The sequence below is a fragment of the Pontibacter toksunensis genome (genome assembly GCF_042686245.1).
Lineage (GTDB): Bacteria > Bacteroidota > Bacteroidia > Cytophagales > Hymenobacteraceae > Pontibacter > Pontibacter toksunensis.
In genome coordinates, this window is record NZ_JBHUOX010000007.1 from 81,989 (window position 1) to 106,756 (window position 24,768).

General features: G+C 45.2%; 25 protein-coding genes. 9 read left to right on the plus strand and 16 right to left on the minus strand.

All coding sequences use genetic code 11. From position 1 onward, the window contains the following. Positions 1-46 precede the first annotated feature (46 nt). The 3 genes from ACFS7Z_RS11325 to ACFS7Z_RS11335 all read right to left on the minus strand — a co-directional run bounded on the left by ACFS7Z_RS11325 (position 47) and on the right by ACFS7Z_RS11335 (position 4,380). Positions 47-2,680, minus strand: a complete 2,634-nt coding sequence (locus ACFS7Z_RS11325; RefSeq protein ID WP_377484536.1) for a DUF7619 domain-containing protein — start codon at positions 2,678-2,680, stop codon at positions 47-49. Positions 2,681-2,783: 103 nt separating this feature from the next. Continuing rightward, entirely contained in the window at positions 2,784-3,881 is a 1,098-nt protein-coding gene (gene ychF, locus ACFS7Z_RS11330; RefSeq protein ID WP_377484538.1) for a redox-regulated ATPase YchF, read from the minus strand. A 142-nt stretch (positions 3,882-4,023) separates the two neighbouring features. Next, entirely contained in the window at positions 4,024-4,380 is a 357-nt protein-coding gene (locus ACFS7Z_RS11335; protein WP_377484540.1) for a DUF3276 family protein, read from the minus strand. Positions 4,381-4,550: 170 nt separating this feature from the next. Between ACFS7Z_RS11335 and ACFS7Z_RS11340 the strand changes: the two genes are divergently transcribed. Continuing rightward, a complete protein-coding gene (locus ACFS7Z_RS11340) occupies positions 4,551-4,928 on the plus strand; it encodes a septal ring lytic transglycosylase RlpA family protein (RefSeq protein WP_377484542.1) in 378 nt (125 codons plus the stop codon). A gap of 6 nt (positions 4,929-4,934) precedes the next feature. Beyond that, a complete protein-coding gene (locus tag ACFS7Z_RS11345) occupies positions 4,935-5,846 on the plus strand; it encodes a DUF58 domain-containing protein (RefSeq protein WP_377484544.1) in 912 nt (303 codons plus the stop codon). A gap of 3 nt (positions 5,847-5,849) precedes the next feature. Here ACFS7Z_RS11345 and ACFS7Z_RS11350 read toward each other — a convergent pair whose 3' ends face one another. From ACFS7Z_RS11350 to ACFS7Z_RS11370, 5 genes are all read right to left on the minus strand, one after another. After that, complete coding sequence (locus ACFS7Z_RS11350; protein WP_377484546.1) at positions 5,850-8,258, minus strand: outer membrane beta-barrel family protein; 2,409 nt, start codon at positions 8,256-8,258, stop codon at positions 5,850-5,852. A gap of 70 nt (positions 8,259-8,328) precedes the next feature. Further along, positions 8,329-8,781, minus strand: a complete 453-nt coding sequence (locus tag ACFS7Z_RS11355; RefSeq protein WP_377484548.1) for a hypothetical protein — start codon at positions 8,779-8,781, stop codon at positions 8,329-8,331. Positions 8,782-10,688: 1,907 nt separating this feature from the next. Beyond that, positions 10,689-11,303 (minus strand): hypothetical protein, encoded by a 615-nt coding sequence (locus ACFS7Z_RS11360; RefSeq protein ID WP_377484550.1) that lies wholly within the window; start codon positions 11,301-11,303, stop codon positions 10,689-10,691. A 177-nt stretch (positions 11,304-11,480) separates the two neighbouring features. Then, positions 11,481-12,104, minus strand: coding sequence for a DNA-3-methyladenine glycosylase family protein (locus ACFS7Z_RS11365; protein ID WP_377484552.1), 624 nt, complete (start codon positions 12,102-12,104; stop codon positions 11,481-11,483). Between the two features lie 326 nt (positions 12,105-12,430). Continuing rightward, a complete protein-coding gene (locus ACFS7Z_RS11370; RefSeq protein ID WP_377484554.1) occupies positions 12,431-13,552 on the minus strand; it encodes a porin in 1,122 nt (373 codons plus the stop codon). Here ACFS7Z_RS11370 and ACFS7Z_RS11375 point away from each other — a divergent pair. Then, a complete protein-coding gene (locus ACFS7Z_RS11375) occupies positions 13,551-13,685 on the plus strand; it encodes a hypothetical protein (RefSeq protein WP_377484557.1) in 135 nt (44 codons plus the stop codon). The two genes, ACFS7Z_RS11370 and ACFS7Z_RS11375, sit on opposite strands and share 2 nt — an antisense overlap. 106 nt (positions 13,686-13,791) lie before the next feature. On the opposite strand, the gene ACFS7Z_RS11380 is transcribed toward ACFS7Z_RS11375, so the two are convergent. From ACFS7Z_RS11380 to ACFS7Z_RS11390, 3 genes are all read right to left on the minus strand, one after another. Beyond that, entirely contained in the window at positions 13,792-15,111 is a 1,320-nt protein-coding gene (locus ACFS7Z_RS11380) for an ammonium transporter (protein ID WP_377484559.1), read from the minus strand. 62 nt (positions 15,112-15,173) lie between these two features. Then, complete coding sequence (locus tag ACFS7Z_RS11385) at positions 15,174-15,512, minus strand: P-II family nitrogen regulator (RefSeq protein ID WP_377484561.1); 339 nt, start codon at positions 15,510-15,512, stop codon at positions 15,174-15,176. A 535-nt stretch (positions 15,513-16,047) separates the two neighbouring features. Next, positions 16,048-17,094: a threonine aldolase family protein gene (locus ACFS7Z_RS11390; RefSeq protein WP_377484563.1), complete on the minus strand. Its 1,047-nt coding sequence runs from the start codon at positions 17,092-17,094 to the stop codon at positions 16,048-16,050. A 78-nt stretch (positions 17,095-17,172) separates the two neighbouring features. Between ACFS7Z_RS11390 and ACFS7Z_RS11395 the strand changes: the two genes are divergently transcribed. Continuing rightward, complete coding sequence (locus tag ACFS7Z_RS11395) at positions 17,173-17,400, plus strand: hypothetical protein (RefSeq protein WP_377484565.1); 228 nt, start codon at positions 17,173-17,175, stop codon at positions 17,398-17,400. Between the two features lie 110 nt (positions 17,401-17,510). Here the strand turns inward: ACFS7Z_RS11395 and ACFS7Z_RS11400 are convergent, their stop codons facing one another. Together ACFS7Z_RS11400 and pyrE are read right to left on the minus strand one after the other, a co-directional pair. Further along, positions 17,511-18,008: a metallophosphoesterase family protein gene (locus ACFS7Z_RS11400; RefSeq protein ID WP_377484567.1), complete on the minus strand. Its 498-nt coding sequence runs from the start codon at positions 18,006-18,008 to the stop codon at positions 17,511-17,513. A 283-nt stretch (positions 18,009-18,291) separates the two neighbouring features. Beyond that, on the minus strand, positions 18,292-18,930 hold the full coding sequence (gene pyrE / locus ACFS7Z_RS11405) for an orotate phosphoribosyltransferase (RefSeq protein WP_377484569.1): 639 nt from the start codon (positions 18,928-18,930) through the stop codon (positions 18,292-18,294). 111 nt (positions 18,931-19,041) lie between these two features. On the opposite strand from pyrE, the gene ACFS7Z_RS11410 reads away from it, so the two are divergent. Continuing rightward, positions 19,042-19,722 (plus strand): NUDIX hydrolase, encoded by a 681-nt coding sequence (locus tag ACFS7Z_RS11410; RefSeq protein ID WP_377484571.1) that lies wholly within the window; start codon positions 19,042-19,044, stop codon positions 19,720-19,722. Here the strand turns inward: ACFS7Z_RS11410 and coaD are convergent. From coaD to ACFS7Z_RS11425, 3 genes are all read right to left on the minus strand, one after another. Beyond that, positions 19,676-20,155, minus strand: coding sequence for a pantetheine-phosphate adenylyltransferase (gene coaD / locus ACFS7Z_RS11415; protein ID WP_377484573.1), 480 nt, complete (start codon positions 20,153-20,155; stop codon positions 19,676-19,678). The genes ACFS7Z_RS11410 and coaD overlap by 47 nt on opposite strands. A gap of 126 nt (positions 20,156-20,281) precedes the next feature. After that, a complete protein-coding gene (locus ACFS7Z_RS11420; RefSeq protein ID WP_377484575.1) occupies positions 20,282-21,169 on the minus strand; it encodes a DUF3822 family protein in 888 nt (295 codons plus the stop codon). Positions 21,170-21,254: 85 nt separating this feature from the next. Next, positions 21,255-21,743 carry an NUDIX domain-containing protein gene (locus ACFS7Z_RS11425; RefSeq protein WP_377484577.1) on the minus strand — a complete coding sequence of 163 codons (489 nt, stop codon included), beginning with the start codon at positions 21,741-21,743 and terminating at the stop codon, positions 21,255-21,257. A gap of 38 nt (positions 21,744-21,781) precedes the next feature. Between ACFS7Z_RS11425 and ACFS7Z_RS11430 the strand changes: the two genes are divergently transcribed. The 4 genes from ACFS7Z_RS11430 (at position 21,782) to ACFS7Z_RS11445 (ending at position 24,742) form a co-directional block, all read left to right on the plus strand. Beyond that, the gene (locus ACFS7Z_RS11430; protein WP_377484579.1) at positions 21,782-22,225 is read left to right on the plus strand and encodes a PaaI family thioesterase; all 444 of its coding nucleotides are present in this window, start codon (positions 21,782-21,784) and stop codon (positions 22,223-22,225) included. Between the two features lie 160 nt (positions 22,226-22,385). Continuing rightward, positions 22,386-22,577 (plus strand): cold-shock protein, encoded by a 192-nt coding sequence (locus tag ACFS7Z_RS11435; protein ID WP_115564124.1) that lies wholly within the window; start codon positions 22,386-22,388, stop codon positions 22,575-22,577. A 225-nt stretch (positions 22,578-22,802) separates the two neighbouring features. Further along, positions 22,803-24,209, plus strand: coding sequence for an ATP-dependent DNA helicase (locus tag ACFS7Z_RS11440; RefSeq protein ID WP_377484582.1), 1,407 nt, complete (start codon positions 22,803-22,805; stop codon positions 24,207-24,209). Positions 24,210-24,292: 83 nt separating this feature from the next. Next, positions 24,293-24,742, plus strand: coding sequence for a DUF1573 domain-containing protein (locus ACFS7Z_RS11445; RefSeq protein WP_377484584.1), 450 nt, complete (start codon positions 24,293-24,295; stop codon positions 24,740-24,742). The last annotated feature ends 26 nt before the right edge of the window (positions 24,743-24,768 follow it).

Genomic DNA, 24,768 nt, shown 5'->3' on the forward strand with positions numbered 1-24,768 from the left:
CCTGCACCGCTTCTTTTTAAATTGTTCGAAAGTTAAGCTGAGGTTTTTACTGAACAATAATTCTTTTAGTGAAGACTTTACTCTGCCGGTCTGCTTTTAGTAGGTACAACCCCGGAGGTAGGGCAGATATTCTTATCTGATGCACCGCAGCTGTATTTAGTTCTGTCTGTAATACTGTTTGGCCCTTGCTGTTCAGGATGCTATAAGAAGTGAGGAAGGCTTTTCCTGCAGGCCAGGCCACATTGACAAAGGTATCTGCAGGATTAGGGAAAACGGTCAGGGTACCTTCTTCTACATCACCTTTAGCAGCAAGAACAGTTTTAACAGGCAGTTTATCTACAAGTGTATTGAAAGAAACATTGGTCTCTATAGCAGGATTATAATCAAAATAGATAAGTGCCTGATTGTTCAGCACTGTACTGTCGGGTAGACCAGTTTTAGGCTTTATGCTGTAAAGTATGTACCCGTGGCTACCAGGTTCATCCACCTTATCGTCTGGCAGATGAATGTTTTCGAAGTGGAAGCTAACCTGGTTGCCTTTCATGACAGTATACATATCGTGGCTGCTTCCGATTACCTTAAAAGAGCTCAGATCAAACTCTGGTTGTAATTCATTCTGCACAACAATATTGAAGGCTTTGTCGGTGCCCATATTCTGAAAGCGGATGAGGTACTCCAATTCCTGGTTCTTCAATGTCAGGTGCTTTTCACCCAGACCTGCCGGGTTCGACTGAATGTCGTTCGGGTCATAGGAGCAGGTAAGGATTTGCTGCAGGGTAGTAGTATCAGTGTGGACGCTTTGATTGACTGTAGTTCTAAAACTGGTAATTAACTTAGAAATCAGGCTGTCGCCCATGTGCTCCACTCCAGGCATAGTAAAGTTAATGGTCACCTTCCCTTTTTTCCCGATTTCTAAATTACTTATTTCCCATATCAAGGTATCTCCGCTCATCCGGCTTGGTGCAGGAAGCGCTGATTCATATGTGAACCTAGTCTCCGCCTTAAGCTTTATGGTACCGCTTGCTCTGGTAGAGCCGTTGTTACTATAGTGCAAGGTATAAGGAGTAGGAAAGCCGCAGCGGGTAGCATCCGACATGAGTGATACATTCACTTTGGTCGCCGGTTGTCGAGGTACAAAACCGAAGCTGTAGCTCCTGCCATTATCCTCTGGCAGGGTGATGGTTGTTTGTGGGGCATCTGATGTTGGCAGCCAACCTTCCTCCGGCTCTGCCGTCAGCGTATAAACTCCATGTTCTAGTGTCAGGTTATTGATGCTTTCACTTGTGAAGATGGTCTTATCCGATTGGTTAAGGGTGTACTTCATGTTAGTTATAAAAGGCTCCTCAGGGTCTTTTACCATATTACTGTTGTAATCTGCAAAGCTGCTTAACTTTACTGTGGCTGCTCTATCAGTAAGTTTATACAGGTTTATCTTTCCTGGTGCTTCTGTCTGATGTGCAGTAAAGTATAACTCTTCTTCATAGATGAAGAACTGAGGTTCAGTAAGTCCCTCAGTGCCCGGTATAATGTCCTCAAACAGGTAGGACTTGTTGCCATCGTAGCGCCACAGTTCGCGCCCGTGCACAGCATCATATTTAAAGAAGTATAGGTTCCCTTTAAATTCTTTAGCAGCATTATCATTGAAAAAAGCATCCACGTGTTCGGCAATCAGTTTTGTGCCAGCAGGGGTGCCATCTGTCTCATACAAAGTTACCAGGGAGTCTCCGGAAGATAGAGCGCTGCTATTTGCAGAGAAAATAGTATTGTTATTGAATTCACCCTGAAAAGCAGTGAAGTTATTTACTTCAAAGAAATTTGTGAAACTGTTATCATTTACTTGTACCAACTGGTTTGTCTTTCTATCAAACCCTAGAAACCCACCATTCTTGTAGTATGTCTGATCCTCGTAAAGACCAACATTTTGCACAACGCCGGCCGGTACTATTCTCGACCCACTGATTTTAAAAAATTGTGTAGCAGTTGGGGTATTTCCTGTTATTTCATGGTCTACACTTACTACATAAAGCTCATCGCTATCACCAAGTAAATGGCTAAAGGTATTATCAACATAATTAATGGGTTTTATATCGCCTAAATATGCCGTACCACTTATGGTGCCATCCGTTTTGTAAACCTCAACACGTTTGCTCTCCATTTGTATGGTGAAATACATGCCATCCTCTGCTTCCAGGTAGGCTAACTTTGTTCCATAAACCCACACATCTCTTTCGAAAAGTGTTGTTACCACTTTCGTCGTCCTATCTACCGCAATTACTTTCATCCTGGCATCTGTTTGGCCCACTACGGCAATCGTATAGTTCTTTCCGGTACAAATGGAGTAGCTTCTATGTGAGGGAAGAAGCTCTTGGCTATGTGTACCCTGGGTCAGGTAGATATTTCCGTTTTCTGTATTGAAGACTACTTCATTACCCAAGCTACCCACTGTTCTATTTATAAATAAGTAGGAGCTTATTGGTTTCGGTATTTGAAAGGTGTTGCCACCATTTAAGTTGTAGACTTCAAAGCTTGTGGTCTTGTTAAAAAATATTTTTTCTTCAGCAAGCACTAAATCAGAGGAGTTATTTTCTTCCTCAAAAGTATGCAACTGAATGGCGTTTTGTGCCTGAGCCGTAAAGGAAAACAGCAACAATGAAAGGAGTAAGGTAAAGGTTTGTCTCATGAACGAAAGTGGTTATATATCTATAACCAAATATAGCACTAAAACAAAAAGAGACCAGCTAGCAACTGGTCTCTTTTGTACTTTTATGTTTTTTACTCCTGAGTTACACGTTAAAACGGAAGTGCATAATATCACCGTCCTGCACTACATAGTCTTTCCCTTCTACCGCCATTTTACCAGCTTCCTTAATCTTCGCCTCTGTTTTATACTCCTGGTAATCCTTTAGCTTGATTACCTCGGCACGGATAAAACCTTTTTCAAAGTCAGAGTGGATGACACCGGCTGCTGCAGGCGCTTTCCAGCCGCGGCCAATCGTCCAGGCACGCACTTCTTTAGGACCCGCTGTAAAGTATGTGATCAGGTTCAGTAACTGGTAAGAAGCGCGGATAAGCTTGTTCAGGCCAGATTCCTTCAGGCCATACTCTGCCAGGAACATTTCTTTTTCTTCCGGGTCTGTCAGCTCTGCAATCTGCGCTTCTATAGAGGCAGAAATCAGTACTACCTGAGCATTCTCGTTTTTCACGTGCTCTTCCAGTACCTTCGAGAAAGCATTGCCGTCGTTCATAGAATCTTCATCAACGTTAGCGGCATAAATTACAGGCTTAGCTGTCAGCAGGTTCAAATCTTCAACAGCTTCTAAATCTTCCTCTGTCACCTCTAAGCTGCGGGCATTCAGCCCTGCCTCCAGGTGGTTTTTATATTTCTCCAGGCTGGCGTGCTCTTTTCTTGCCTTGGCATCGCCGGATTTCGCAGCACGCACAACTTTTAAGAGCTTCTTATCAACAGAATCCAAGTCTTTTAGCTGCAGCTCGGTGTCAATGATTTCTTTATCAGAGATAGGGTCTACTTTTCCGGCTACGTGCACAATGTTTGGATCTTCGAAGCAGCGCACCACATGTATGATGGCATCTACCTCGCGGATGTTTGCAAGGAACTTGTTACCAAGGCCTTCCCCTTTGCTGGCACCTTTCACCAGGCCGGCAATGTCCACAAACTCAATGACAGTAGGAAGCACACGCTCCGGGTGCACCAGTTCTTCCAGAATCTGCAGACGCTCGTCGGGCACCGTAATCACACCCACGTTTGGCTCTATCGTACAGAAAGGGTAATTGGCAGATTCTGCCTTGGCATTAGAAATAGCGTTGAACAACGTAGACTTGCCTACATTTGGCAGTCCGACAATTCCGCATCTGAGTCCCATTATAAATATCTTTTTTAATCAGGCCGCAAATATACGAAATAATCGCCAGCATGACAGCGGCGGGAGTAGAGAGGGGTATTAAATTATAAAGCCCATGGCAAGGCCATGGGCTGAGTTCATTTTCAGTACAGGGTGGTTTATGTTATTCCCACTTCAACTCGTTGCTGAAAGAAGGCTCTACTTCAGCCTCCGCAACAGTAGTTGGCTCCAGAACGGGAGTTGACTCTAAAGAAGCCAGTGCCTCTTCGGTCAAAAGCTCAGATTTAACGTGGTCAATGGTTCCCTGAAGTGCCTCCATAAATTTTGCGAAGTCCTCTTTGTACAGGAAAATCTTGTGCTTCTCATATGAGAAATTATCCTCGTTGAACTTTCTCTTGCTCTCCGTGATAGTCACGTAGAAGTCATTTGAACGAGTTGATTTCACATCAAAGAAATACGTTCTTTTCCCGGCTCTAACCCTCTGGGAATAAATTTCTGCTTTTTCGTTGTTCTCTTCCACCGTTTTAAACGTTAAATTCAACTTTGTGAAGCTAAAAGTAACATATATATCTGATATATAAAAATTCTGAAATTTAAAATTTAAGATAATTTTTTCCCGGTATATTTGCAGTTGGACCAAACTAATGTAGGATGAGTTTCTGTTCGATTGTGTTCTTTCTTATATTTTCAATGTTCAATAAAGTAGCAGGTTATACAGCTGAGGGGACAGCCTCCTTTTATGCCGACCGGTTACACGGGCACAGCACCGCCAGCGGGGAGAAGTATGATAGGCATAAGTTAACAGCGGCACACGCCACACTTCCCTTCAATACGCAAGTGCTGGTGACAAACCTGAAGAACGGCAAATCGGTAGTAGTGCGGGTAAACGACCGCATGGCACGCAGCCGCCACAACATCATAGACCTGTCCAGAGCTGCCGCCCAGGAAGTGGATATGGTCCGCGAAGGAAGCGTCACCGTTAGACTAACTGAAGTGAAAAAGGAGGAGGCAGAGCAACAAGAGCAGCTGCCTGTCGTTTCAGAAGCAGAGGCACACCAGATAAAGTAATACACCATGAAAAAGCCACTCACCCTTGCCGATGTTCAGAAATTTGAAAACATGGAATTTCTGGCAAAACAGCTGGTCGAGGGCTTTATAACTGGCCTTCACCAGTCGCCGTACCATGGCTTTTCTGTGGAGTTTTCGGAGCACCGGCTCTACAACAGCGGCGAGAGCACCCGCCACATCGACTGGAAAGTGTTTGCCCGTACTGATAAACTTTTTGTGAAGCGCTACGAGGAGGAAACAAACCTCCGCTGCCACATGCTGCTGGACGTGTCGCCGTCTATGTATTACCCTACCGAGAACAACGGCAAACTCACTTTTTCAACACTTTGTGCAGCTGCCCTGGCTACCCTGCTCCGCAAGCAGCGGGATGCGGTTGGGCTGGTTACCTTTTCAGATAAGATAGAGTTGCAGACACCTGTACGCTCTACCGGTTCGCACCTGCATACACTGCTGCTAATTCTTCAGAAGCAGCTGGAGCAGAAGCCCACTTCAAAAGACACGAACGTAGCAGACGTTGTACACCATATCGCACAGCAGATACCGAAACGATCGCTGGTAGTCATCTTCAGCGATATGCTGAGCCAGCAGGACAACCTGGATACCATCTTCGCGGCCTTGCAGCACCTGAAGCACCAAAACCACGAGGTGCTTATTTTCCATGTCATGGACCGTAAAACAGAGGAGGAGTTTGACTTTGCCGAGCGACCTTATGTATTTGTGGATGTGGAGACAGGGCAGGAGCTGAAGCTGCAGCCCTCGCAGGTGCGGGAACATTACCGCACAGCCGTAGAAAATTATAAACGCGAGCTGGAACTGAAATGCGGGCAGTATAGGATTGATTTTGTGCCGGTTGATATCAGCGAGCCTTTCGATAAGGTGCTTTACGCTTACCTCGTGAAGCGGGGGAAGGTGAGGTAGCCTTTACCTTAACTTGCCAAAACGGTAGTTAAAAGAGGCACTGTATTGCCGTATGAGGGAGTAAGACTCGCGGAGCTGGTAAAATGCCGGATCATCTACTTCAGATGAGCTTTTGCGGTATTTCTGAAAAGGGCTTCGGAGTGACAGACTTATAGTTGCTTTCTCATCTTTAAGAAACTGCTTGTTGAGCGATAAACTGCTCCATGTATAGCCTGCCGTTCTGCCCTGCAGCATGAGATTAGGAGAATTATAGGTGATGTTGCCGGTCGCACGCCAGCCTTTAGTGAACCGGTAGTTGACATTCGCCCGTGCATTATAAGTAAAACCTGCCCGAGCTTGTGCATTCCCTTCAATGGAACTTCTGTAACTGATATAGTTCGCCATTGTATGCACATTCAGACTTAGTTTTTTAGCTATTGTTGTATTGCTGCTTAGCAAAAGGCTATACCTGCGGTCGCGTCCAAGGTTGCCATAGGTGCTCCTTGCTACAGAATCCTCTCCCAAAGTAGTGAAATACTGAATCGCGTTGTTAGTAAAATGGTGGCTTAGGCTGGCATTGAACGAAGTGCTGTTGATGTGCCTGTTGAAATCGAGTTGCAGTATATGGCTTATAGATGGGTTCAGGCCTGGATTGCCATAGCTGATGTTTAATGGGTCTGTGGCTTCTACAATCGGGTTCAAGTCGTATAAACTCGGCCGCTGTATGCGCTGGCTGTAGGAGAGTTTCAGGCTGCCATTCTCGTGAAGCATGCGGGTGATGGTGACATTAGGGAACACATTCCTGTATCGTTGAGTAGCCCTGGTAGCCGAGGAGCGGAAGTTGGCGTTTAACCTGCTCTCTTCCAATCTCAGTCCTGATCTCAGTCCCCATTTACTTTTGCTTATGTTCAGGGAAGCGTAGGCGGCGTGTACCTCCTGCTGATAGTCAAAGCTGTTGCTCATGGCAGGGTCCAGTACAAACACACCCGTCTCCTGCTCCAGATTTTTATAGAAATAATCGCTGCTATTCTCCTGCAGCATAGACCTGATTCCCAACTCCAGTGTTTGCTCTCCAAGGGGCTGGGTGTAATCTGCCTGAAAATTATACTCCAGCAGGCCATCGCGGTTTTGGGTGTTGCTCTCGCGTCCCTGGTAGTTCAGCAGGGGCTGTAATTTCAAAACTGTTGCGTAGAAGTTTTCACTGTTAGTCAGGTTCAGGTCAATGGAAAGACTGCGCGAATTGTTTTTCTTGAAGTACCGTTGGTATCCAAGGTTCAGGTCAAACGAGTTACTTTCATTCTGGCCAGAGTTTACATTCTGGTAAGCCTCTGTAGGAGCGCCGGCAGCGTTTTTCTGGGTCACTTGTTGGGTATGGCTGTTCGTCCCGTTGTTGTTGTTAAGGTTAAATGAAAGTGTCAGTTGGTCTTGCGGACTTACATCAAAGCTAAGTTCACTCCCGCTGTTCTGTGATTTGCTTTTGCCGCTGCCACTACCCACCTGTTCCAATCTTCCTTTCCGTATCTTGTCTTGCCTGTAGAAGCTGCTGGTGTTTCCGGGCCTGTTTGTATAGTTGTTGCTATACCTGCCGGTCAGGCTCACTTTTCCTGCTGTTCCCGTTGCGGTGGCACTGCCCGTATAACTTTCCGGGGTTCCAGCCATGATTCCGAGTGAGCCATTGTAACCGCTGATATTGCGCTTGTGTGTGATGATGTTTATGATGCCACCGATTCCTGCTGCTTCAAAGCGGGCTGAGGGGTTGGTGATAATCTCAATCTTTTTGATTGCATTGGCAGGCAGTCCCTTCAGTACCTCAGCCGGATTAGAAGAAAAAATGGCTGATCGCTTACCGTTTACCAGTACTTGGTAGTTTTGCTGCCCGTTCAGTGTGATGTTGTCTTCTGCGTCGACAGCTAAGTGTGGCACCTTGCGCAGCAAATCAAATGAGCTAAGCAAATCTATTTCGGGGTCTGCCTCAGCGTGATAAATAATTTTGTCTAGGCTTTGTTCGATGAGTGGCTTCTGGGCAGTTATCTGCACTTCCTGTAGTTGGGTTGCTATTGGTTTAAGCAAAATGATACCAAGGTCCAACGTATCTGAAGTTAAAGGAGAAAAAATGATAGTTTTTGTTTTGAAACCAATGTATGAAATCACAATCTTAATATAATCTTGAGATAACACTGAAATTTCGAATTTTCCATCTTCACTAGAAAGTGTTGTTTGGGGACGAGTTATATTTGTTGATTGATTTTCAACAGTTATAGTTACATAGCTTAGTTTATTCTCATTGATCGAGTCTCTAACTACACCTGTAATCAACTGAGATGAATTTGTTGACTGAGCTAAACAAGTAGATAATGAGATGCATAATAGAACAATATGATAAATAATTTTATCAATAGTGGGTCTTATATGCATTTCAAAATCAATATTCATATAAAATGTTTTATGCTTCCTCAGGTAAGACACATTATAAAATATGCCTTACCTGAGGAAGTCTTATTTTTTAATTAGCGTCTGGAACAGCAAAAGTTTCGTCGTAAATAGAGAGAGTAATATTAGAGTATGAAACACTTGTTTCGCTTCTTGCCATGCCAGGAGGGCATGAGCCAGCTTGTATGTTCTCTTCTGTAGTTATGCAACCTCGTGCTCGTCCGTTTCGAACAGGAACCGCTTGGGTAAAAGATTGATCTTCATAATGTTGAGTCAACCCTGGAACAGGTCCAGATTTTTGGCCTCTGTTATAACAGAAAGTATTGACTGTAAGATCATAGTTGACTATGATTAAAACGCTTTCAACATTTCCCAATCCTGAAATATCATAGCAAACTTGTAACTGCTGGTCATTAGTTACACTAGAAGTAAGGGGAGATCTTAGGTTTGGATTTTGTGCAAAGGCATCAGTAAAATTAAATAGCACTAGTAGTGCGATGGCGAAACTTAAAAATCTTGCTTTCATGATAATTCTAAAATTAAAAGTTGAACGAATAGGTTAGATAGTTGAATAAATATTTTTAAATTATAATTATTAAATATAATTATAAGGGGTTTTTGCTAGTGCATGCGCTAGTGTATATCCAGCTCTGGCCAGGAGCTATATCTTATTGCAACAAGTCAGGGGTATCAATAGAATGTACTTTTTAGGTAATAAGTTTGATGCGAAATTTGTGAAGTTAACATCAACTGTTTCAGGGTTACAGTACCTTTTGCTTCCCTACAGATGATCGACTTATGTACTACTTCTTTAAGATTGAGAAGAATTCAGGCTTTAATGGGCATATTCAATCTTATAGTACAGTAGCTAAGACTAGATTTAGTTCCTTTGATGCGTTACTAACAGGAACTGAACCTGTGCTGCCACATGCAGTCGAAAATATGAGTTTTCTCATGTTTAATTCCACTAACAACAGAAACATAACATTATCTTTTCTTCGTGACACTGCCTTGGCTTCCGTGTTCCGCAAACAGCGTAACACGGATAGCCTTGTTGCCTTTTCAGATAGAATAGAGTTTTAGACAGCCGTTCGCTCTTTTAGGCAGCTCCTGCTGCTTCAAAATTTGTATATTAGATAGTTTTCTTCCCTTGTCAGATAAACTGGATAGGGAAGAAAACTTCATCAAAACATTAGCTCATTAAGGACATCCCATTGTAACATTGGAGCAAACGTTTGTGCCAGCTATACATGCTCTAAGGCTTTGATAAACTACATCCCAGTTCTGATTAGGGCACGGCCTTGGAAGTGTTCCTAGATTGGCAGTAAATGTATATTGTCCAGGTCTGCCGCTAGAGGCGAGTGGCACGTTTGGTATGGTAAAATTTTGCCATGCTGGTGGTCGATTTCCTCCAGGATTTTGGCATCCATAGCGGCCTGTAATTGTAATTGTTAAACCGTCAGCGTTTGTTCCGAGACCAGCTACTTTACCCGATATAGTGTTTGTTTCAGGATCATAACATGGAGTTCCTACGAAATGGGGTCTCTGCGCAAAGGCATCAGTAAAATTAATTAGCACTAGTAGTGCGATGGCAAAACTTAGAACTCTTGCTTTCATGATAATTTTAAAATTAAATGTTGAACGAATATGTTAGATAGTAGATTGAGTGTCTTAAAAAAATAATAAATATAATTTTAAGAGTTTTTTGCTAGTGCACACGCAAGGGTAAATCCAGCTCTGGCCAGGAGCTATATCTTTTTGAAGTGAGTCAGGGGTTTAAACAGAGTGTCCGTTGTGGTTAATCATAATGATTACCAGTAGTGTAGTCACATAATGAAAAATTCTGTGAAAGAACTAATCTCTGTAGGAAAACCACTGATCTTGATGCTATAAGAAAAGTTTATAAAAACTTGTAAAACACGCAATTACCAAAAGTAATATTTGCTAACGCGTACCGAAGGAGATGTGAAGTAATTTCTCTTTGTTATAATCCAGGTTTCTGTTTTTATATCACTTAGTAGTAAATTGATAATCAGTATGTAAGACTTTTTATCTTATACGGTATATGGTATAATAAGACGATTAAATAATGTTTTTTAAAGCAATAACAGGGAAAAGGAAGTAAACACTTTTATTTCATAGGTAAATAAATATTTATAATTAAAATGTTTATACTTCGAATAATGAAAAGCCAAAATTTAGCGCATTATAATTTCAACATTTATTCAGTATTATACTTTCATAGTTGAAAATGGCAGGATTAACTTTTAGTAGCTTTGCCCTTTCCTATATATAGCTTGTTTTGATTTCTAAATAGTCAGTAGGTGAGTAGATATATTTTCTCAAGCTCCTAAAGCACAGAAATAATTTTTTAATACAGAACTAGCTTCATACCAGGAAATCATAACTAATTTCTTTTTCCACTGAACACTTTCAATGAAGGGTATAGCTTACCAGTTCACGCCGTTGCCGTATTTTCTCAGAGTCAACATAATAGATGTCAGTTCTTACCAGGCCTATGCCGGGGGATACGTAGTTGTGCTCCGTGATGATGTGTGTCTCAACGTCAGTTGGAGCTTTATACTTGTTCTCAATTTTAAAGAGGTAGCTGGCATAAGATTCAGAGAAAACTTCAACAGTGTCCATTTGCTGGCTTCTGCTGGTCAGCACGGTCAAATCATAGTCCTGGTATTTGTACATGTAGCCGATTTCGCCAAAGCTGGTGCCCGGGTAAATCATGACAGGTTGTTTGCCGGCTTCGTTGTAGTACACGTAACCGTCGCGGCTGTTCTGCACAATTCTGTTGTCGCTTAAGATGTACCAGGTGCTGTTGTCGATGGTGGTGTCCTTCCGGACCGTATATGCATAGGAGCTCGTCGTCAGTAAGTTTCCGTGGGTGTCGTAATCTTTTACGGCATACGCCCATTCATTCCCGACCTGCAGCGGTACAACTTGCTCTACTGGCGTAATATCCACTTCTTTTTCGCAGGAGGAGAGGGTAAACTGGATAAGAAGAACAGATACGGCGGAAAGTATTTTCTTGTACATAAGCTGGTTTTCATAGGTGCTTTTATCTGTAGAGTTGATCTTCAGGCAAAGCGTTGCAAGCGTCTTGCAAATTTAGAAGAAATATAATAAAAACGCTATTCTTACCTTGTCTTATTCCTTTAAACGTAGGCGCTGCAGGGGCAATAGGGTATAGGTCTGTTGGAGTAGTTGTGGGTACTATTTTGGGGTGTTGTCCAGCGACTGCCAGAGGTACTTGCTGGCAATGGTACGGTAGGGGCGCCAATTTTCTGCAATATTCTGCATGCGTAGTTTCAGGGGCTTGCCTGTCTCCTCTAACCCATAATGGCGCTTCATAGCGTTCTGTATTCCCAAATCGTCCACCGGAAACACATCCGGTCGTTCCAGGGCAAACATCAGCAGCATCTCCACCGTCCACCGCCCGACTCCCTTTATCTGTGTCAGGTGTCTGATTAGTTCTTCGTTTTCCATAGCATCAATGGTGGCGTGCGATATATTCCCATCGGCAGCAAATGCAGCCACGTTCCGCACATAGCCTATCTTCTGAAAGGAAAGTCCGGCACTGCGGAGCATCTCATCCTGCGCCTCCAGCACAAGCTTAGGGTCAGGATATTCATTAGGAAACAAGGAGATAAACCTCTGGAATATCACGGCTGCCACCTTAGCGCTTAACTGCTGCGACACAATGGAGCTCAGCAGTTTGAAGTACAGGTCTTCGGATTTAGAGGATTTCAGAGGATGCCCCCGGGAAATGATAGCCGCCATAACAGGGTCATTAGAGAGTACTTTAAACACATCAGAAGAAGGGAAATCAGGAAGCATATCTTTAAATATTTTGCTCAATTACCTCAATTTTTTAGAATATGGCAACTTATAGGCAGTTTGAAGTGCTTGTTATCTTTGGTTGTATGATGGAACGGAACGATTAGAACTTCCCACTACTATAGATATAATGTGGAAGACAGACGAAAACAAAAAAGCGCATGACAGAATGAGGACCTGTCATGCGCTGGCATTAATGTGTTTGTGTTTCTTAATGTATGTGGTTGATGTCTAAATTGAGAGCAGTATGAGCAGCAGAAAGCTGTGGATACAGAGCCTGCTGCTCACAATTGTAATGCTTTAATTCAGAAAAGTTAACTAGTAGCTTATTCTGTACTGAAGGAGTAAATGAAGGCTGCCCCGAAGGTTGTCTGGCTTTTCTTTGTATATAAACCGTTTGAGTTTTCGAAGAAATCGTCGTTCGATTTATCGAAACGGATTTCCGGTTTAATGTTGAAGTTACCCTCGGCCAGTCTTATATCCCCGGTAAGCGTGAGGGAGGCTACTTCCATAGGTCCGAAATAACGTACTCCTTCCGGATCAGTGTAATATTCTGCGCGCATTCCGATGCCAAAGTTAGAGCTGGTCGCGTAGTTTAAATAAAGTGCGCCGCCGCCCCAGCTGGCATCATCAGCCCAGGGGTCTGTTTCGTCTGACTCAGAGCTTCCGGAGTAAAAGGCGCCATAAGCAGCATTCACGCCTATTTTAAGCGCCTCGTTCAATTGGTAAGAGGAGGTAAAGTCATACAGGCTGGTATAAGAGCCCCTTGTGCCTCCGAAGCTTGACAGCGTATTGTACTCGTCGCCGCCAATCCAGTTAAAGTACATGTCAAAGCCGGGTAACGGAGAAATTCGCGCCTGTGCCGTAACAGACTTCTTGCTGTTAAAGTCTTGCAGGCAGTCCCACCCGTTTACCACGCCCAGCATCAGGCCAAGCTTTTCACTTGCATTGAAGTTCAGCTTAGCGCCAGTGTGGTAAAAAGGGCCGTTTCCGAAGAGATACGACAAGCTGTAGTTGTAATTTAAGGGAGCATCTATCAGTTCATAGCCGATGTGTGTGCCATACTGCCCAATGGTAAAGTTAAGTTTGGGAGTGAAGTCATAGGAGAGATAGGCCTGCTTAATAACACGGGCTGTGCCTTCGTTCCCGAAGTTTCCAAGCTCTGCGTTAGGGCCAAACGTCAGGTCTGCAACCACAGTGGCTTTGCCCTTGGTGTAGGTAAACATGGTCTGGACCAGGCCAAGCGCAAACGTGTTGTGCTTCGTGTCGAAAATGCGACCCTGGTTCAGGCCTGACTCCGGGTTGTTCAGGTTATACTGGTAATAAGCATCCACGTAGCCGCTTACGGTAAGAGCGCCCTTGGCCTCTTCTGTTGCTATTTCCTGCGCATTTGCTAAATTTGCACCTGCGAGGCATGTAACTGCGACGAGTGATAAAAGTCTTTTCATGATCTTGGTTTTTGATGTTGGAAATATTTTGGGAGAAGTATTCTTCCGCTCTGTCCTTCCAGTGGCTGCTTCTCAAATTGCCGTTTTTGAAGTGGTTACTGATTTAAAAGGAGGAGTGGAATGCTGGCATTAGAATCTGAGACGTGGAAGCTTCGCTGGTTCAGCCTGTCTTGCTTTTTTGAAGCAGTGGTAATGCCTGACCGCATTACCACTGTTTTTTCCATGTCACCCTCGGGAGTTTACTCGGCTGCCACCGGTTTGCCTGTTTCTCTGTGGCTGCGTGAGGTGGAGGCAACCATCATCTCTTTTTCGTCCAGGCTTATTTCGAAGCTGTTACCATTAAAGTCAGGATAGGCGTGCATTTTATGCTCATGAATGTCGAGACCTTCAATCTCTTCTCTGGCACTCACCCGGATGCCCATGGTAATCTTTAGCACGTACCACACCAAAAAGGCAAAGGCAAAGCTGAAGACACCAACAACCCCAATCCCGATTAGCTGGCTCATGAATTGGTCTACACCAGCCAGTGCTCCGAAAATGCCCACGGCCAGCGTTCCCCATATGCCGCACACCAGGTGCACAGACAAAGCACCTACCGGGTCATCAATACGCACGCGGTCGAAAAAGACAACTGCCAACACCACCAATCCACCGGCAATAAAGCCTATAATGATGGAGTCGGTTACGCCCATCTGGTCAGCACCTGCCGTAATTCCTACTAAACCAGCGAGTATGCCGTTGAGCACCATGGTGATGTCGCTTGCCTTGAACATTAACAGGGACAAAAGACAGCCTCCTATAGCACCTGCTGCAGCTGCCAGGCTCGTCATCACCAACACACGCGATACAGCGCCCGGGTCTGCTGACAGTACAGAGCCACCGTTAAAGCCAAACCAGCCCAACCAAAGAATGAATACCCCAATGGTAGCAAGTGGAATGCTGTGGCCAGGGATAGGCTTTATTTTGCCATCTATATATTTGCCGATCCTGGACCCGAGCAGTATGATTCCTGCAAGTGCGCCCCAGCCACCCACAGAGTGTACAATGGTAGAGCCAGCGAAATCATAGAAAGGAACTTCCAGCGTGTTCAGGAACCCGCCGCCCCATTTCCACATACCTACAATTGGGTAGCAGAGGCCTACAAACAAGATAGAGAAGACAATGAAGGCAGAAAGCTTGATGCGCTCGGCCACGGCACCGGATACAATGGTGGCGGCTGTGGCGGCAAACATGCCCTGGAAAAGGAAATCAGTCCAGAAAGTGTAGCCTTCGTTATAGGCAGAGGTTTCACCACCCTCCGGCAGCGGAATACCGAAGTTTGAGAAACCGAATACACCTCCAGCAAAACCTTCACCCGGGTACATCATTGAGAAGCCCCAGAGTGCATACGTGATAAGGCCAATAGCTGGAATCATGCTGTTTTTAAAGAGCACGTTCACTGTGTTCTTCGATCGGGCCAGGCCAGATTCCAGAGAGGCAAAGCCGAGGTGCATGACGAAAACCAGGAAAATAGAGACCATCATCCAGACGTTGTTCGTGACAAATAATTCTTGTGACATGGTTTAAAGGTTAAGTTTCTAATTGATTATAATTGTTGTGTTTTTAAGATTAGGTGAGTTTATCAAAGGGCCAGCTCACCATATTCCCCGGTCCGGATGCGGATAACCGATTCCACATCCATGATGAAAATTTTGCCGTCGCCTACTTTTCCTGTGTTGGCTACCTTCAGTATGGTTTCCACCACATCATCCACGTGTTCCTCCGTTACTATCAGCTCAATCTTTGTCCGGGGTATAAATCCGACATTGTAACTCGTGCCCCTGTACACCTGCGAAGAGCTGTGTTCTAAGCCGAAACCCTTTACATCATAAGTCGACATAAAAGCAATACCAATTTCGGTAAGGGCTTCATATACATCCTCAAATTTGGATGTTCTGATGATGGCTTCAATCTTTTTCATAAGGATAGTTTTATGTTTAGGATATATGTTTTACAGGGGGTGTAGCTTAACTTTTGACTAAAGTATGTATTTACCCCCATACTACAAAGGGGGGTAGTGAAAAAATTTGATAAATATTCAAAAACAAGGTGTGGTTGATGCCAGGGTGATAGTAAAAAGATAAGTTTGTTATGAGATTGTCTTTTTACGAGGGATATTCAGAGATAAATACCGGGAGACTGAAACTGTTTTCCGGAGAGGAACTCTGACACAAATCAGGTTAGTACAACAGCTGCCTTTGTATAAATAAGTATAGGCAGTGCCGTTGCTAAGGAAGGAGGAAGTGGCAAAGAGGTGCAGCTGTAGATTCAGGGTGGCTAAGGAGACAGTCGGGGTTCAGAAAAAGGCTGCCGCCCTGCTGAGAGTACACCAGTTATATAGCGGACTGTAGTTACCGTATTTCAGCCGATGTGTCCACATACCATAAACCGGAAGGGCAAAAAAATAGCGCAGGATTTTCTCCTGCGCTATCATCCTGTAGTGTATGCTTATATACCTATGCGGTGGCCACTGGTGCCTGGCTCATGGCTTTGAGCACCTGCAGTGTATGCTGCAGCATTTCATCTGTTACATCGAGGTGCGTCACAAAGCGTATCATCTGCGGACCGAAGCTGGAGGCACGGATACCTTCTTTTGCCAGCGCATCCACAAAAGCTTTGTCACTATACCTGCTGTTCAGCTTAAAGATGACGATGTTCGTTTCTACCGGCAGTACGCTCTCCACATAATCCGTCTGGATCAGGGTTTCCTCCATCGCCTTTGCTTTTTGATGGTCTTCCTGCAGGCGATCCACATGGTTATCCAGTGCGTAAATGCAGGCAGCAGCCAGGTAACCGGCCTGGCGCATTCCGCCACCTAAAACCTTCCGGACCCTGCGCGAGCGCTTAATAAAGTCTTTGCTACCCAGGAGTACGGAGCCAACCGGTGCACCCAGTCCTTTGGAGAGGCACACAGAGATGCTGTCAAAATACATGCCGTAGTCCTGTGGGCTGTCGCCGGAGGCAGCCAGTGCATTGAAAACGCGTGCACCGTCGAGGTGCAGGGCCAGGTGGTGGCGTTTGCAGACCTCTGAGATGGCTGCTATTTCCTCTATGGTATAAAAGGTGCCGCCGCCTTTGTTGCAGGTGTTCTCCAGGGCTACCAGCTTTGTCTCTGGGAAATGCACATTATCCAGGGGGCGGATGTGCGCCTCTACCTGCTCCGGCGTCATTTTGCCGCGGGTGCCGTGTACCAGGGCTACAGAGGCACCGGAGTTAAAGGAGATACCGCCGCCTTCATATTGGTAAATATGTGCAGTTACGTCGCAAATCACCTCGGTAAGTGGTTGTGTGTGCACTTTAATCGCAATCTGATTAGTCATGGTGCCGGAAGGGCAGAAGAGACCGGCCTCCATGCCAAACATGGCGGCTGTTTTAGCCTCCAGTTTATTTATAGTTGTGTCTTCGCCGTACACATCGTCTCCAACCTCTGCGCTGAACATGGCCTGAAGCATGGCAGGAGTGGGTTTGGTAACGGTGTCAGAGCGTAAATCTGTTATCTGCATAAGAATTTGGTTCTGGAAATATTTTACTTTGTAAAATTAATAACTTACTTTTGCCGTTCAAATTAAATTATTGCATCGATGGGAGTTACTAGATTAAAAAGAAAAGACCGTAAGAATAAGGCAAGAGCAAACAACAGAGTAGCAAGGATTAAGCAACTGTTGGCAACGCCTGTTATCAAGAACGTTGACATGGACGAGTTGAGAGCTCAGTTCGGTGAGGCTCCAAAAAACAAGAAAGAGGAGAACACTGAGGCGCCTGCTGCGCAGACGGAAGAAAATTCTACAGAAGAGACTTCTGCTGAGTAGTTCTTTTTAGGGGTACGTAAGCCCATCTGCCTGCCGCTGCTATTCCAGCAAATGGCGGCGGCTTACTAAAAAGATATCAGAGTGTGTTTGCCACGGCAGGCACACTTTTTTTATGCCCTTTTCCCAAGCTCAATTACCTGCAGGTCCCGTACCTGGCCTTCCTCAATAGCAAAGCGCACCATGGTTCTTATCTTATGAAAGCCGTGCCTTCCTGCTGCCCCTGGGTTTATGTGCAGGAGGTTGTTCAGGCTTTTGTCCGTCATCACCTTCAGGATGTGTGAGTGGCCGGTGATGAACATCTTCGGTGGGTTCTCCTTTATCATGCCCCGCACATCAGGGTGATACTTGCCGGGGTATCCGCCAATATGCGTCATCAGCACGTCCAACCCATTCACCTCAAAGCGCTCCACCTTTGGGTGCAGCTTTCGCACGTCCTGTCCATCAATATTACCATATACACCCCTTAACGGCGCAACCTCACTCAGGCGCTCCGATACCTCCGCCGTTCCAAAATCCCCGGCATGCCATATCTCATCACGGTCTGAGAGGTGTTGAAGTATCTGGTCGTCAAGGTAAGAGTGGGTATCTGAAAGCAGGCCTATTTTCATATCATTTGTTTTGCAGTAGTTTCAGGTTTACTGCAGAAATGGTGGAGTGGTTATGCTCTGATTGCATATACAGCAAAAGAAACAGCGGCCAAATCAGAGGAAATGACGGTCACAAAATCAGATTACCCTCCTTGGATTAGCCAAAACAAGAGTGTTGAGCTAACGGGCGTAGCTCTGAGGGGGAGGGGTGGTTTTATCCGGAATCGCAAGTATCTACCTAAGGTTGGGCTTTCGTGGGTATAGACTTAGTACTGAAGGTAAATCCTGTAAATCCTGATTCAGACTACTTTCCCCAGGTCTCCGGAGACTGTCGCCACTGCGCCAGTGCCTCCATGGCAGAAGCATGGATATAACCATTGGCCACGGCAGCCTCAGTGAGTGCGTTATAATTGCTGAGACAGTATAGCGGAATACCTGCCTGACGGAAATTATCATCTGCCACAGAAAAGCCATAGGTAAAAATGGCTGCCATTCCGATTACTTCTGCTCCTGCGGCTTTTACTGCTTCAGCGGCTTTTAGTGAACTTCCTCCTGTGGAGATAAGGTCTTCTACCAGCACCACTTTCTGTCCTTCTAATAAACGTCCCTCAATCTGGTTGCCCATGCCGTGCTTCTTTGGCTCCGGGCGTACGTAGAGGAAAGGCATTTCCAGCAGTTCAGCAACGAGGGCGCCCTGTGCAATGCCTGCTGTGGCAACACCGGCAATGGCTTCTGCCTCCGGGTAGTGCTGCTTAATGAGTTCGGCCAGTTGCTGCTTGATATAACTGCGGATGTACGGAAAGGAGAGGGTGACGCGGTTATCGCAGTAGATAGGTGAGTTCCAGCCGCTGCTCCACTTAAAAGGTTGCTCTGGTCTTAGTTTTACTGCCTCTGTTTCCAGCAGGAAAGAGGCTACCTGATGTGCTGTGTTCGTAGAATCCATGGCCGAAATTACATAAATATTATTCCTTTTTAAGCCTGTGAATTTTGTTTCAAGTGATTTATTTATTGATTTGTATAAATTTAGAATTCTTCATCAGAAGCACCTAAGCGCATGAACGTTTTCATCAATGATATTCCCCTGATTCTAAAAAAAGCGACCGAGAAGGTGTACAAGCATGAGTACGACCTGATCCTAAAAGCTTCTGACCACTTTACTTCCAAAGACCTTGTGGGGGATGTGCTGATAAAAGATGCTGATATCCTGTTGATCGACCGTATTGTGCGGTTAATGGAGGTAAAGAAGCTGAAGAAGCTGCGCTCGCTGACCCTGGTAACCGATAAAAAGAAAAAGCTGATTGCGCATCTTAAAGATCAATTCAAAATTGTTCGGGCAGCCGGTGGCCTGGTGCTGCAGGACGGAAAGATTCTGATGATGTACCGCCTGGGCGTGTGGGACCTGCCGAAGGGAAAGCTCAACAAGAAAGAAAAAGTGCAGGAAGGAGCCCTGCGCGAGGTAGAGGAGGAGTGCAACATTCAGGTGGAGGTAATAGACAAGCTGCCGAAGACCTGGCATTCCTATGCTTTCAAAGGTAAAAAAATACTGAAGAAAACAACCTGGTATGTCATGAACTGCACCGACGATAGCCTGATGAAGCCGCAGGCGGAAGAGTTCATTGAAGAAGTGCGTTGGATGACCCCCCAGGAGGTAGAAGAGGTATTACCTAAAGCTTATACATCCATTGCCTTTATTGTCCGGCACTATCTGCAATCTCTGAAAACTGGAAAGGTATAAACTGATCCACATTGCCTCCGAAGCGGTGAATCTCCCGGATAATAGAGGAACTGATAGCGGCAAGCAAGGGTGATGTAATCAGGAACACGCTCTCCAGGTCGTTGTTCACCTGCCTGTTTGCCTGCGCAATGGTGTTTTCATATTCAAAGTCAGTGGTGTTGCGCAGGCCACGCAACAGGAACTGCGCCCCAACCTCCCGCGCAAACTCTGCCGTAAGCCCTTTAAAGGTCTGCACCTGTATGTTTGGCTGGTTTTCAAAAAGTCGCGTCATCACATCAAACATTTTCTCTACCGGTATATAGCGCTGCTTGCTGCTGTTGTTCCCGATAGCCACAATCACTTCGTCAAAAAGCTTAGCCCCACGCATCACTACATCATAGTGGCCGTTGGTAAATGGGTCGAAGGAACCTGGGAAAAGGGCAATTCTTTTCATAATTTATTTTTGATTAAATGAATTTTGAAGAACGGAATATTAGAAATCAAACTATAAATGGCTACTAACTATAGAATAGGCTAAGTCAGCATTTTTATTCAATCATTCAGTTATTCAAAATTGAATTTACTCACATAAGTGCAGGCTGTAGAGTTCGAAATAGCGATGCTCAAACATGTCGTGGAATTTATAACTATACTCTACATCAGCAGGCTTTTTGCCTAATTTGATGTGGCGGACATACTTCTGCAAAATGTTAAACAGGGAAGAGTCATGTGTTATATCGCCCCAGGTAGTGAGCGTTTCCTGCTCCGGGTTCAGCTTCTGTTCCTGCATTACAAAGATGATGTAATAGATGAAGTCCTCAGGGCTATGGTACTGAAAAACATTGCAGAACTCCAGCCCGCTTTGGTTTACTACCAGTATCGTAACATAGTTGCGTTCCACAAATATATACATGTTGCGGGCAGCCGTGCGTTCAGTATGATGCAGCACGCTGCGTATGAGCGCACTGGTCTGGTGCACAAACTGAACAGGCCGCCGGGGGAAGAGCTCGCGTAGTGTTTCGTAAGAGGCGGCATCCACCGAAAATATGTTTAGGGCCTCCAGCCCACTGTGGCGGTACGACAGCACCACATCCTGCAGCGGGTTCAGTTCTGTGTGCAGGCGCAGGTAATCTTCTTTGTGAGTGGGTTCGTAAAGTGTTTCCGGAACAAGCGTGAAGTGCAGATTACTGTAAGAGATACGTATAACATTCCACTGCTGCTCTTGCAATAAGGCATTTTCAGCGGCTATCAGGCGCAGTTGCTCCGCTACCTGCAGCGGCGTAAAAATGGTTATCAGTTCATAGTCCTCCAGCACTACAAACTTGTTTCGCACGGTATCTACTACGGCCAGCCTGATAGCCTTCTGGCTAAGCGACAGGTATAAGTTGCAGTAAGAAGCCTGCGAAAGCGCAAAGGCCTCATCTTCTATTTTGTGGGAGAGCCGGTAATGGGTGTTGATGGTGTTCAAAATATTGGACTATGGAAAAAAGCTACTTAGAGTGATGGCGCACTTCTGCAAGTATAAAAAAAATATACCAAAAGGCAGCGACGCCTTACGTCGGGATGAAATGATGTTTTAGCCCTAGCAAGTCATCGAAGCACAGTAATAACTGCAGCGCCCGGTGCTTGTCCGGGAAGGGAATGGCCTGCAGCTCTTTTATTGTGAGCCACTGCACGTGCTCAATCAGTTGCCCGCCTTCTGCTGCTTCCGGGTCAGCGCCCGTCTTTAAAGCGCCACCTGTTACGTTAGCCTCAAAAAAGAACTCTATGGCGTGCAGGGGAGGCTGTAGAAATTCATTTACAAACAGGAACCGCTCCACCTTTACTTCCAGGCCTGTTTCTTCCAGTATTTCGCGCTTCAGGCACGCTTGCATGGTCTCGCCATATTGCAGGCCTCCCCCGGGTGGGGCCCAGAAGGCGGTGTTGCCAACAGTGCTGCCGTGGCGCACCAGCAGGAGCTTATCGTTTTTGATGCAGATACCGCACACGCGGACCCGGAGTTTGTCAGCGTAGGCGGCTGTTTTAGGGTTGAGTTCAGGCATACTTTGTGAGCTATAGGTATAGGCTGTACTTTTACAGCATGATCAAGACACATAATCCTGACTTCGTGCAGGACATAAGGGAAAAATTAGAGCGGCAGGAGTTTATGAAGCTCCTGGGCTTTCACATCACAAAGATAGGAATTGGCAGCATAGAAGGCGAATTAGCCCTTCAGGACATACACCGGCAGCACCTGGGCTTCAGCCACGGCGGTGTCATCGCTACCTTAGCTGATATTGTGGCTGGCTTTGCCGCCGGCACCTTGGTACCAAAGGGCCATCATGTGGTCACGGCAGAACTAAAGGTTTCATATTTTCACCCTGGGGTGGGCGAGAAGCTAATAGCGAAAGGAGTTGTCATCAAACCCGGGCGAAAGCTATACTTCTGTGAGGCAGAAATATACGTGGTGAAAGAAAATAATGCCCCTTTGCTCATAGCCAAAGCGAGTACTACAATGGCAGCCATAACCCCAAACAATATTTAACGTAGAGACTTAACATTAAACTTTATTTTGTTTCTTTTAATTAAAACTATAACTTAAAGCATGGTTTTTCATTTAAAAAGACTACAAAATAAACAATTTAAAAAAATGTAGTGCTTGGCATTGCATTATTATGTACTTTTGAGGAAAATAAAAAATTATCATGAACAAAGGAGTAGTAAAGTTCTTTAATGAGACAAAAGGTTTTGGATTCATTAAGGATGAAAGCACAGGACAAGAGTATTTCGTACATGTTAGCGGTCTTGTTGACGAGATCAGAGAAAATGACGAAGTAACGTATGAACTTCAGGAAGGAAGAAAAGGACTAAATGCTGTTAACGTTAAAAGAGCTTAGTTCTTAGACTATACAACATTCTAAAAATCCAGAAAGCCTTACCGAAGCGTAAGGCTTTTTTTTGTGCAAAATTTTCTGCTGCCGTACCTTTGCGCATAACACAGAAAAATAAAATCTATCCGGGTTTAAGAGATTAACAAAGACAAGCGTGGCTTATAACCTCCTTGTTTTGTAGCACCCGGATGCTCTTATTCTTCTTTTTAGTACATTTATTTCTAACAAAACATGCGCCCCTTAGAAGCCCTGCGTAGTAATTTCCCTTTTGAACCTACCGAAGATCAGGCAAAACTCTTCACGAAACTAGATGAGTTTATACTTGCCAAGCAGGAGGAGCGACAGGTTTTCCTGCTGAAAGGCTATGCCGGTACCGGTAAAACAACAGTGGTTTCGTCGCTGGTCAAAATCCTGAATACGTTTGGCTATAAGTATGTATTGCTGGCGCCAACCGGCCGTGCGGCGAAGGTTATGGCTAGTTACAGCGGAAAGCCGGCACATACCATACACAAAAAGATATACCGCCAGACAGCCAACCCTTTTTCTGAAGGCCTTTCCTTTACCCGTCAGCCAAACAAATCTGACAATACAATCTATATTGTGGACGAGTCGTCGATGATCTCCGATGAAAGCGGATTTGGGGCAAATGGCTTGCTGGAGGACTTGCTGAACTTCGTGTTTGATAAAAAAAACAACAAGCTCCTGCTGATAGGAGACACTGCCCAGTTGCCACCGGTAGGGCAGGCGCTGAGCCCATCACTGGATGCGGAGTACCTGAAAAAGAATTTCTGGTGTCATGTGCAGCAGGTAGAGCTGCGCAACGTGATGCGCCAGGCGGAGGCATCCGGCATTCTCATGAATGCTACCCAGCTGCGCGACCAGATGAAGCAGGAGCCGCTTGACATTAAACTGTCTACTAAAGGCTGGCGTGATATTTTCCGGATGACCGGCGAGAAGTTGGAGGATGGTTTGCGCTATGCCTATGATAAGTTTGGTGTTGAGAACACCATCATCATCTGCCGCTCTAACAAGTCTGCTAACCTGTATAACCAACACGTGCGCCGGCGAATTTTCTTTGCTGAAGATGAGTTAGGCGTTGGTGATTACCTGATGATTGTACGCAATAATTATTTCTGGCTCCCGAAGGATTCCGACATAGGTTTTATGGCTAACGGTGACTTTGTGGAGGTAACCAAAATTATCCGCTACGAGGATATGTATGGCTTCCGGTTTGCTGACGTACGTGTCCGGTTTGTAGATTACCCGGAGGCACAGGAAGAGGAAGTAAAGATTATGCTGGATACCCTGTATACCGACGCACCCGCCCTACCCGCTGACCAAAATAAGAAGCTGTACGAAGAGGTGCTGCAGGATTATGCGGACATCAAAACGAAGAAGGAGCGAAGCAAGGAATTAAAAAAAAACCCATACTTAAATGCGCTGCAGGTAAAATTCGCCTATGCCCTGACCTGCCATAAAGCACAGGGTGGCCAATGGAAAGCGGTATTTGTAGATCAGGGTTTTCTGAAAGAGGATATGGTTAACGAAGAGTTTGCCCGTTGGCTGTACACAGCCCTTACTAGGTCGTCGGAGGAATTGTACCTGCTGAACTTTAATCAACAATTATTAGTTAGCTAATCAAATAAATGCTTATTTTGTAACGTTTTTAGTAACAAATAAGTACCATAGCTATTGCTTTAAAACCTTAACTCTTTACACAGATGAAAAAAGTACTTCTTTCTTTTGCTTTTGCAGCTTTAGTAGCTGGTAGCACTATGGCGCAGGAACAACCAAAAGCCAAGGCGACAGCTCCGCAAGAGCAGGCAAAGAACGGCCCGGCGCTAACTTTTGAGGAAACAGAATTTAACTTCGGCGACATTACTCAAGGCGATGTAGTGGAGCACACGTTTAAGTTTACAAACACAGGCACACAGCCGCTCGTTATTGAGCGTGTGGATGTAACCTGCGGATGTACAACACCCAACTGGACGAAAGAGCCTGTAATGCCAGGTAAAACAGGTTTTGTAACAGCTAAATTTAATAGCGCCGGTAAAATGGGGCAACAGAAAAAAGCTATCACGGTACACTCTAACGCAGCTGAAGGCGCGAAGTATGTGTATATCGTAACTAACATCAAAGACAAATCAACTGCCAGTGCTGCAAAGCAGTAACAAACGCTACAAGATTGACATATATA